Annotated in this window: 7 protein-coding genes and 4 pseudogenes; 7 read left to right on the top strand and 4 right to left on the bottom strand. The window is 61.4% G+C overall.

Annotation, left to right across the window (positions count from 1 at the left end; translation table 11 throughout):
* The 4 genes and pseudogenes from B7G54_RS40300 to B7G54_RS37530 all read left to right on the top strand — a co-directional run.
* Positions 1-504: YadA family autotransporter adhesin (locus B7G54_RS40300; RefSeq protein WP_208864980.1), on the top strand; the 504-nt coding region annotated here is incomplete at its 5' end.
* A 123-nt stretch (positions 505-627) separates the two neighbouring features.
* Positions 628-1,206: pseudogene (locus B7G54_RS37540) on the top strand (OmpA family protein); the annotation flags it as partial.
* A gap of 259 nt (positions 1,207-1,465) precedes the next feature.
* On the top strand, positions 1,466-1,834 hold the full coding sequence (locus B7G54_RS37535) for a hypothetical protein (protein ID WP_085043670.1): 369 nt from the start codon (positions 1,466-1,468) through the stop codon (positions 1,832-1,834).
* Between the two features lie 171 nt (positions 1,835-2,005).
* Positions 2,006-2,311 carry an H-NS histone family protein gene (locus B7G54_RS37530; RefSeq protein WP_085043669.1) on the top strand — a complete coding sequence of 102 codons (306 nt, stop codon included), beginning with the start codon at positions 2,006-2,008 and terminating at the stop codon, positions 2,309-2,311.
* A gap of 360 nt (positions 2,312-2,671) precedes the next feature.
* Here the strand turns inward: B7G54_RS37530 and B7G54_RS37525 are convergent, their stop codons facing one another.
* Positions 2,672-4,114: an ISKra4 family transposase gene (locus tag B7G54_RS37525; RefSeq protein ID WP_085043668.1), complete on the bottom strand. Its 1,443-nt coding sequence runs from the start codon at positions 4,112-4,114 to the stop codon at positions 2,672-2,674.
* A 73-nt stretch (positions 4,115-4,187) separates the two neighbouring features.
* Here B7G54_RS37525 and B7G54_RS37520 point away from each other — a divergent pair.
* Positions 4,188-4,766 (top strand): annotated as a pseudogene (locus B7G54_RS37520) (sterol desaturase family protein); the annotation flags it as partial.
* A 449-nt stretch (positions 4,767-5,215) separates the two neighbouring features.
* On the opposite strand, the gene B7G54_RS37515 reads toward B7G54_RS37520, so the two are convergent.
* From B7G54_RS37515 to B7G54_RS37505, 3 genes and pseudogenes are all read right to left on the bottom strand, one after another.
* Positions 5,216-5,578, bottom strand: coding sequence for a helix-turn-helix domain-containing protein (locus B7G54_RS37515; protein WP_085043666.1), 363 nt, complete (start codon positions 5,576-5,578; stop codon positions 5,216-5,218).
* Between the two features lie 36 nt (positions 5,579-5,614).
* Positions 5,615-6,013: pseudogene (locus tag B7G54_RS37510) on the bottom strand (porin); the annotation flags it as partial.
* A gap of 152 nt (positions 6,014-6,165) precedes the next feature.
* Positions 6,166-6,999: a helix-turn-helix transcriptional regulator gene (locus B7G54_RS37505; RefSeq protein ID WP_085043665.1), complete on the bottom strand. Its 834-nt coding sequence runs from the start codon at positions 6,997-6,999 to the stop codon at positions 6,166-6,168.
* Between the two features lie 242 nt (positions 7,000-7,241).
* Here B7G54_RS37505 and B7G54_RS37500 point away from each other — a divergent pair, with 242 nt between their 5' ends.
* Positions 7,242-8,363: a polyamine ABC transporter substrate-binding protein gene (locus B7G54_RS37500; RefSeq protein ID WP_085043664.1), complete on the top strand. Its 1,122-nt coding sequence runs from the start codon at positions 7,242-7,244 to the stop codon at positions 8,361-8,363.
* Between the two features lie 65 nt (positions 8,364-8,428).
* Positions 8,429-8,818, top strand: a pseudogene (locus tag B7G54_RS37495) (ABC transporter ATP-binding protein); the annotation flags it as partial.

Here is an 8,818-nt window from a genome sequence, read left to right as displayed (position 1 = left end):
ATGAATGGCACCGGAACCGACCACCCGACCGTCACCGCCGGCTCGAACTCGGTGGCGATCGGCGCGAATTCGACGGACGGCGGCCGCTCGAACGTGGTGTCGGTCGGCAGCGACACGCAGCAGCGCCAGATCACGAACGTCGCGCCGGGTACGCAAGGCACCGACGCGGTGAACGTGAATCAGCTGACGCAGGTGCAGACGACGCTGTCGACGGCACTGTCAGGCCAGCAGGCGCAGATCAACTCGCTGGGTTCGCAACTGCAGCAGACCGACCAGATGGCGAAGCAGGGTATCGCGGCCGTCGGCGCGATGGCGTCGATCCCGCAGCTCGATCGCGACGCCAACTTCGGGATGGGCGTGGGCACGTCGACCTTCCTCGGTCAGAAGGCGATGGCGGTCAACATGCAGGCCCGCATCACGGAGAACCTGAAGGCGTCGATCAACGGCGGCTTCAGCGGCGGTCAGAAGGTGATCGGCGCCGGCATGCTGTACCAGTGGAAGTAACGCGTCGCGCCGCCAGGCCGCCCGGCTCGCCAGCCGGACGAGCCCGCCGCGCAACCCGTGGCGGGCTTCAGTCAACCCAAGCTTTGAGGATGTAACCGTGAACAAACTCGCTCTTGCGCTCGCACTGCATCCGGCCCGACCTTCAGCGCCTCCGAACTGCAGCCGCGCGACGGCGTGCGCACCTTCCAGGTGGACTGCCACGGCCTGCTGTCGGGCCCGCAGACCTGCATGAAGGCCGCCCGCAAGATCTGCGGCGAAGAGCCGGTGCGCGCCGTCGATTCGGCCCGCGCGCTGCGCGACAAATCCGATCCCGCGACGCTCGTGTTCCAGTGCGGCGCCGCGCCGGCGGCTGCCGTCGTCGAGCAGGTGAACCTGTCGGGCGATGCGCTGTTCGCGACCGACCACGCGACGCTCGCCCCGACCGCGCGCGAATCGCTCGACCGGTTGCTGAGCGAGCGCGCAGACCACACGTACTCGCAGGTGAGCGTCACCGGCTTTACGGATTCGGTGGGCAGCGACGACTACAACCTCGCGCTGTCCAAGCGCCGCGCCGAATCCGTCGCGGCTTACCTGAAGGCGCACGGCCTGAAGACCGACTCGCTGACGGTCACGGGCCGCGGCAAGGCCGATCCGGTCGCGTCCAATGCGACGCCCGAAGGCCGCGCCACCAATCGGCGTGTCGAAATCTCGCTCACGCGATAGCCGGCTACGCAGCCGATGCATTCGACATCGAGGCTGGTCGCATTTGAATGTTCTGTACCTTGAACCTGAAAGTCCTCGGGGTGCATGTGCGCGATAGCATATCGTGCCTTTCTATTCGACGCGTTGAGAATACGCGCATGTCGCAGGTGCCGAGTGTTGCCGCGACAAAGACCGTTCGACCTGGATGTCGAACGTATTCGTGTTCGCCCGTTGGGTTTCGGGCGAGCTTTTCGATGCCGGGTGAGAACGGGGCTCTGATATGGACGTGCAGGATGACTTGCTTGCCAGACTGGATGAAATAGCAAATGACGAGCAATTGAATCGGGTGTTGTCGACTTTCCGGAAACGTCTGAGCGCGATATTGAGTGCGGCATTCGACGAGGTGCAAAGTAAGGTTTATCTGATGGCTTACGACTACGGAGTTACGGAGGGGCGATATGGGCAGGATTCCGCTGTCTCAGTGGGTATCAGGAAAGGCGTCGTCGACGCAATACACATATCGCCGATCCGGCTGTCATTGAGTCTGCTCGGCAAGGCAGAGGAGTTGGGACGAAAGCACGGGATGTTAATGCGCTCGATGATCGAGCACCATGCGTTGCCGGCGGATAGCAAGATAGAAGCGTCGTAAGCTGGATTGATCCGGATGACGAGCGTGCTCGCCGACTCGCTTCCGTTCGTTCACGGGCAATCGCGACTGGCTCATCGAGTCGGAGAGACGGGATTCTGTATCGCTGCGTCGTGTGCGGCGCAAGTGCGATGGAATGAAAGTTGTGTGTTCAATGATGTGGGGGCTTCATCCATGAAGACGTATAGCGAGTTGCTCGCTGACTTCGAGAAACTGAAGCAGGATATCGACGCCGTGCGCGAGTACGAGGCGAAGCTGATTGCCGAGCGCGTGTTGGCACTGCTTGCGGAAAGCGGGATTGATATTCGAGCGATTGTCGACGGCGTGCAGTCGAAACCGCGCGAGCGGAAAAGGATCAAGCCGAAGTATTGGGACCCGAAAACGGGTGTCACGTGGTCAGGGAGGGGAAGAACGCCGCGATGGCTCGTTGGAAAGGATCCCGAGACGTTTCGGGTGCCGCGCGACGATGCGGACCAGTGAAAATGAGTTCAGAAGGAACTTCGGCGCACTCTCACTCAAGGTGTGACCCTAGCCCACAAAACTGTCCCATTTGGAAGTGGAAAATGCCGGCATGACGTTGTCATCGCGTAGAGCGAAATAAATCTGTCTACATGAACGCCCCCCTTTGCGCCGGACTTTCGAGTCTTCGAAAAACAGGATGGGCTGCAGCTCTACATTCGGCCTTGTTGCAGCCTGATTCGCTGCGGGCCCCTATGAAATCCGCAGACTCACGCCTCATTCACTTCACGAGCTTGTTAGGCTCAGACAGATTTTCAGGCTTGGTGAGTCCCAGGTCCTACCTGTTTTGTCATCACACTCGAATGCTGTAGAAGGAAGCCGTTAAAACCCCCGGGATGTTTGCTCCGAGGGCCACGTGACGCGTCGCTGCCCAATCCATGGAAATTGTCGCTGTGCGAGTTCGTGAAATTCTCGGTTCAACAACGCGACGCGCAATTGCACAACACTGTGTGCTCCCGGGCGACTCCAGCGCATATGCTGGCTCTTGCACATTCGACGGCCAACGATTCGGTTAATCGAAGACTCGACGAAGCCTGTGGAAATTCGGCATCCCGCACGTTGCCATGTGCGATAGTCAATCAGCGAGTCAACGTTGTTTTGCAGATAGGTGACTACATTCGAGAGGCTGTGACTTGCTTTTCTGGCTTGGTTGCTCATTGCTGGATCCCGTTTCTCACGCAGATCAAGCAAGTCGGCGAGCTCGGCTGCGAACTGTTGCCAAGCCCATATGTCTCCAACCCAAACGTAGTGGCGGAATCGGACAAACAGATCCCAGAGCTCGAACGCTGAGCCACCCTCCGTAAGTCGTCCATACGCCAAAGGCGCGATAGCTTGATCGACACGATGCAACATCCGCCCGATGTGTGCCCAATCGAGGATCCACTCATTATCGTAGGGAAGGTCGGCGGCAACGCCAGCCAGGTCCCGTGCTCCATCAGTCAGAACAAGGACTTCATTTGGGTCCGCGTATCCGCTGTCCTCCAGAAATTGCGTCATTTCTTGATTCAAGCGTCTAGTGCGGGGCATGGCCGAAGCCCACACTCGTGGTTGCTCGTCGGCTTGGCTCACAGCAGCAACGACAACGGCGATCGACGCTGAACAGTTGCCGGCTTCTGCGTGATTGTCCTTGCCCGAATCTTTGCGATTGCGACGGGCGCGACGGACATAGCCGACGTCAATGCCGAGCGCCACATCCGGCTTTGTCGTCTCGCACTGCCGGCGCAGGGGCCGCGCATGCTGTATCGATTTTCCGACGGCCACGGTGTGATTGCGAATGGTTACGTGACCGTCGCGGCCTGAGGTGGGTGACAGAAGGTCCATGACGCTCTTGGCTTGCCGATAGGGCATCGTAGCGCCAAGCTCCGCGTGCAGCCATCTCAGTTCACCAGTGCTTGCCTCCGTCAGATAGTCCTTGAGCGGAGAGACATACGTTGATCTGTCAGCACCGCAATTACAGGCCTTCCACCGTTCGCGGCAATAGAAAACCTTTCCCAGCGTGGTTTTCAGCTCCGAGCAATGACTATCGTGCAAACGACGCAGTCCGCCGCAATCAGCACAGGATCTACGCGACGCGCAATACCGTTCGATCTGCTCGACAACGAACTGTTGCTGCACACAATTGAGCAATGACTTGCCTTCGGCAAGTGATAGTCCCCCGTCCCCGGGGGCCTGCTCCCCGGCGGCCCTGTGAAATCGCATGACCTCCGCCCACTTCACCACACTCCCATCGCCGTTATCGAACTCAAGAACGATCGTGCATCGCATGGCGGCTCCTCGTCTCGAAGTTAGGGAGACGATACGCTTTCACGCGGCTGCTTCCCAGCCTTTTTAACGGCTTCTCCACCATTCACCGAACGAGCTGACGCTGTCGGCCGCCTATCGCTTCGGCTGGACCGGGCAGCTCACCGGCTCGCTGCTGTTTTTCGCACTCGCGCCGCTTTTCGGGATGCCTCCCGCCATTGTGCTGGTGCTGCTGTCGATCAACCTGCTGTACCAGTTCTGGCTCCATGCGACGTGGATTCCGCGCCTCGGGCCGCTGGAATGGATATTCAACACGCCGTCGACCCATCGCGTGCACCACGCGTCGAATCTCGAATATCTCGACGCGAACTACGGCGGCATCCTGATCGTATTCGACCGGATGTTTGGCACGTACATTCCCGAACGACGCGATCTGCCTTGCCGGTATGGTCTGGTGACGCCGGTCGATACGTACAACTTGCTGACGATCGAATTCGCGCAATGGCGCACGTTATGGGGAGACCTATTGGCGGCACGATCGTTGTCGGATGCACTCGGCTACTTGCTGAAGCCGCCGGGATGGCGACCGAACGGAGGAGGAGAAACGACGGAAGACCTCCGCCAGCAGGCGACTCACCCCATGGTACGTAAGGCGCGCAATAGCGGCACAGGGTAGCCCCCACGCGTATCTCAAGGACATATCACGCGTCTGCCCACGCAATGGGCCGGCGACGTTGCAGCGTTGTTGCCGCTTCGCTCGCAGCTGAAATCTGCTTCGCCCGCGGGTCGCTTGCAAAAGGAATTCCGGTGACGTCCGGCAGGGAGTTCAGTGATGTTTTTGGGTAAATTTATTACTTGACATAATTAACACTGGCACCGTTTCGACGTCGACACAATCTTTATGATGTCCTGCTGAGTTGACCCTCCGCGCGAAGTTGTGTCGAAAGTGATCCCCGTGCGGGAGTCGACCACCGTGCAGCCAGTCGAGGTGCTGATTGCCGTTGGGCAAGTGATGGCCGACGCGTTGCGAGAGTTGTCGCGCTGTAAAACTCGTCAGGGCGGATCAACATCCCTCAAATGCTGGTCGGAGAAGTTGTCGCACGTCCATGCTCTGGACCGACGCAGTCACTTCTCGCCGATGACTTTCATGAGTTGCTCGCGTACAGAAGTAGTGGTTCTCTCGATGTCCTTGGGCGTGAGCCGGTCCATATAGGCAGCCGTCAACAGCGTGAGCGGATGGACGTTTAGCACCTCGGCTAGCCGCTCGATCTTGCCTAGTGTGGGTGACTTCAACTCCCGTTCAATCGTGCTTATGTATGTGCGACTGGAGACCAGTCCAAAATCTTCCTGCGTAACGTTAGCGATCGTGCGAAGTCGCTTAGCCTTGAGGTAACAGTTAGTGATTTCGAGGGAACAAAACTGAGGGGCCAAGGTTCTCGACCATCGAGAGAAACTGTTACTGCGCTCTAACGCTGGCCGGACGGCCATGTAACAGGTTTCGTTGGCTGCCTAGATTGACTTAGTCTGCACGAGATCGACGACCGGATCGTACTGGCGGCCAAGCGTCACGGTGCCGTACGTGCTGCTCGCGAGGCCGACGACGGCCTTGCGGCCGAACTCGCGCCCGCCCTGGCCGAGTGCGCCCGTGCCGATGTTGAAGCCGTTCTCGAGCTGGAACAGCGCGGCGAGGCCGCCGCCGAGATCCTCGGTGCCGCGCAGCCCCCAGCAGCTGCCCGACAGGTTGCCGCTGCTGAACTTGACGAGGCTCGACGCGTTGCTGCCGTTCGCGTTCTGCGCGCTGTGCACGTATGCGATGCCCGCATCGACGATGCCGTACAGCGTGACGCTGCTTTGCGCGTGTGCGCCGGCGGCATGGAGCGCGGCCGGCAGCGCGAGCAGTGCGAGCGAACGGATCTGTTTCATTGTTGGATTCCCCCGTTGGTCGATTGGTCTGACGAGTCGGTGAACGATACGGACGACGCACCGTCGGGGGAATCAATAAATTGTCGGATCGTTATGAGGCGGCGCGGAGATGGTTGCGCGCGCAACCGGCTGGCGGCCGGCGCACAGAGGATCTATGCGTCGTGCCGCCGCGATGCGTTTCTCAGGACGAGCGTCATCAGCTGCCTTCGCGAATCGACGCCGAGCTTCGCGAAGGCGCGCTTCGCGTAGGTATCGACGGTGGACGTCTTGAGCCCCATCGATTGCGCGATGGCGGCCGACGTCATGCCCTGGATGAACGATGCACACACGTGCATCTCGCGCGCGGTCAGACGTTCCTGCCATTCCGGCAGCCATTGCGCGACGAGGTCGAGATCGAGCTCGTCGCGTGGTGCGTCGTCCGCGGAGATCGCGCCGAGCAGGCGCTTGTGCGCGGACGCCAGCGGCAGCACGACCTGAGAAAGCTGCTTCAGCAGGCTCAGCTGCTTCAGAGAAAACGGCGGCAATCGCCGCGAGCGCGCGATCGAGATCGAGTAGCGCGTGCCGCCCGTCACGCCCGCGATCACGCATTCGTCGTGAATGTCGCCGGCATCGAAGAACAGATGCCGCAGCTCGCTCGCCACGCGCTGCGCGGACACCTGCAGCAACTGCACGTCGTTCTCGGTTTCGATCGCTGCATAGGTTGCATCGTCGCTCGCGTAGCTGCGGTAGTAGTGGCGCATCACCTGCGCGACCAGCTCGGGCTCGCGGCCGAAGCTGCCGATCCAGCCGACGCTGCGCCGGCCGGACGCGGCATTGCGCTCGTAGTCGAGATGCACGGCGTCGAAATCGACGTAGCGCACGAGCGTGTCGTAGACGGCGCGCATGAACTGCGGCGTCCCGACGGCCTGTGCGATGTCGCCCAGCGTTTCGGTCACGAACGCGACATGGCTCAACGGGAGATCGGGGGCGGGCAGCGCTGCGCTCATGGCGTCGTGTGTCGAAGATTGTCGGGTGGCGCTACAGGTATCACGAATATTTTCGACTGCCTACGCGGGAATCTACCCAAACGGCCGGAATCGATGTCGCCGTTTGTCCCGGTTTTCGGGACTGACGCTGCCGGCCGCGATCTCTACATTGGCCCTTGTGCCGAACATCGCTTGACGGCGTTGACGCGAGTCCCGACCCGGACCGGGCGCAACGGCCGACCCCCATCACCAGGAGAATCCCCATGCGTATCCGTATCCGTCGTCAACCGGCGTTGCGCGCCGCGCTCGTCACGTTGGCGGCGCTGGCCGTCGCGGCCAGCCTGTCCGCCCATGCGGGCGACACCAACCTGAACGTGTACAACTGGTCGGAGTACGTCGCGAAGGACACGGTGCCCAACTTCGAGAAGCAGTCGGGCATCAAGGTGCGCTACGACAGCTACGACAGCGACGATACGCTGCAGACCAAGCTGCTCGCGGGAAGCTCGGGCTACGACATTGTCGTGCCGACGTCGAACTATCTCGCGCAGCAGATCCAGGCCGGCGTGTACCAGAAGCTCGACAAGTCGAAGCTGCCGAATCTCGCGAACCTCGACCCGGTGCTGATGAAGATGGTCGCGAAGGCGGACCCGGGCAATCAGTACGGCGTGCCGTGGGCGTGGGGCACGACGGGGATCGGCTACAACGTCGAGGCGGTCAGGAAGCGGCTCGGCGACAACGCTCCGACCGACAGCTGGGCGCTGCTGTTCGACCCGGCGAACGCGGCGAAGCTGAAAAGCTGCGGCATCTCGCTGCTCGACGCGCCGGACGCCGCGTTCGCGGCGGCATTGCAGTACATCGGCAAGGATCCCGAGAGCAAGAACCCGGCCGACTACCAGGCGGCCTACGACGTGCTGAAGAAGATCCGCCCGTACGTCACGCAGTTCAGCTCGGCCGGCTATGCGGACGACCTCGCGAACAACGACGTCTGCGTCGTGCTCGGCTGGTCGGGCGACGTCGGCATCGCGCGGCGGCGCACGCTGGACGCAAAGCGTTCGTACGAGATCCGCTATGTGAATCCGAAGGAAGGCGGCCTGCTGTGGTTCGACGTGATGGCGATCCCGAAGGATGCGCCGCATCCGGAAGCCGCGCTGAAGTGGATCAACTACATCGAGGAGCCGAAGACCAACGCGGCGATCACGAACGAGATCTTCTACCCGAGCGCCAACAAGGCCGCGCGCGCGTTCGTGGCGCCGGCGGTCGCGCAGGATCCGGGCATCTACCTGTCCGACGCCACGATCGCGAAGACGTCGCTCGCGATGCCGCGCAGCGCCGACATCGCACGGATGCAGAACCGTCTGTGGTTGCAGCTGAAGTCGGGCGGTTGACGGAGACGACGATGATCCATACGCTCCCTGCCGCATCGGATGCGGCCGGCGCCCGCCGCGATGCGGACGCGTTCGTGCGCATCGAAAACGTCGTGAAGAAATTCGGCGACAGCACGGCCGTCGACAACGTGAACCTGACGATCGCGAAGAACGAGCTGTTCGCGCTGCTCGGCAGCTCCGGCTGCGGCAAGTCGACGCTGCTGCGCATGCTCGCCGGGCTCGAGACGGCTACCGCCGGCAAGATCTTCGTCGACGGCGAAGATCTTGCATCGCTGCCGCCGTATCGCCGCCCGGTGAACATGATGTTCCAGTCGTACGCGTTGTTCCCGCACATGTCGGTCGAATCGAATGTCGCGTTCGGCCTGAAGCAGGAAGGCACGCCGAAGAACGAGATCAAGGAGCGCGTGGCCGATGCGCTCGCGCTCGTGCAGATGAGCAAGTATGCGCAGCGCAAG

The sequence above is a fragment of the Burkholderia puraquae genome, from assembly GCF_002099195.1.
Lineage (GTDB): Bacteria > Pseudomonadota > Gammaproteobacteria > Burkholderiales > Burkholderiaceae > Burkholderia > Burkholderia puraquae.
Note: the sequence above shows the minus strand (reverse complement) of the source record. Positions and strands in the feature narration are given on the sequence as shown.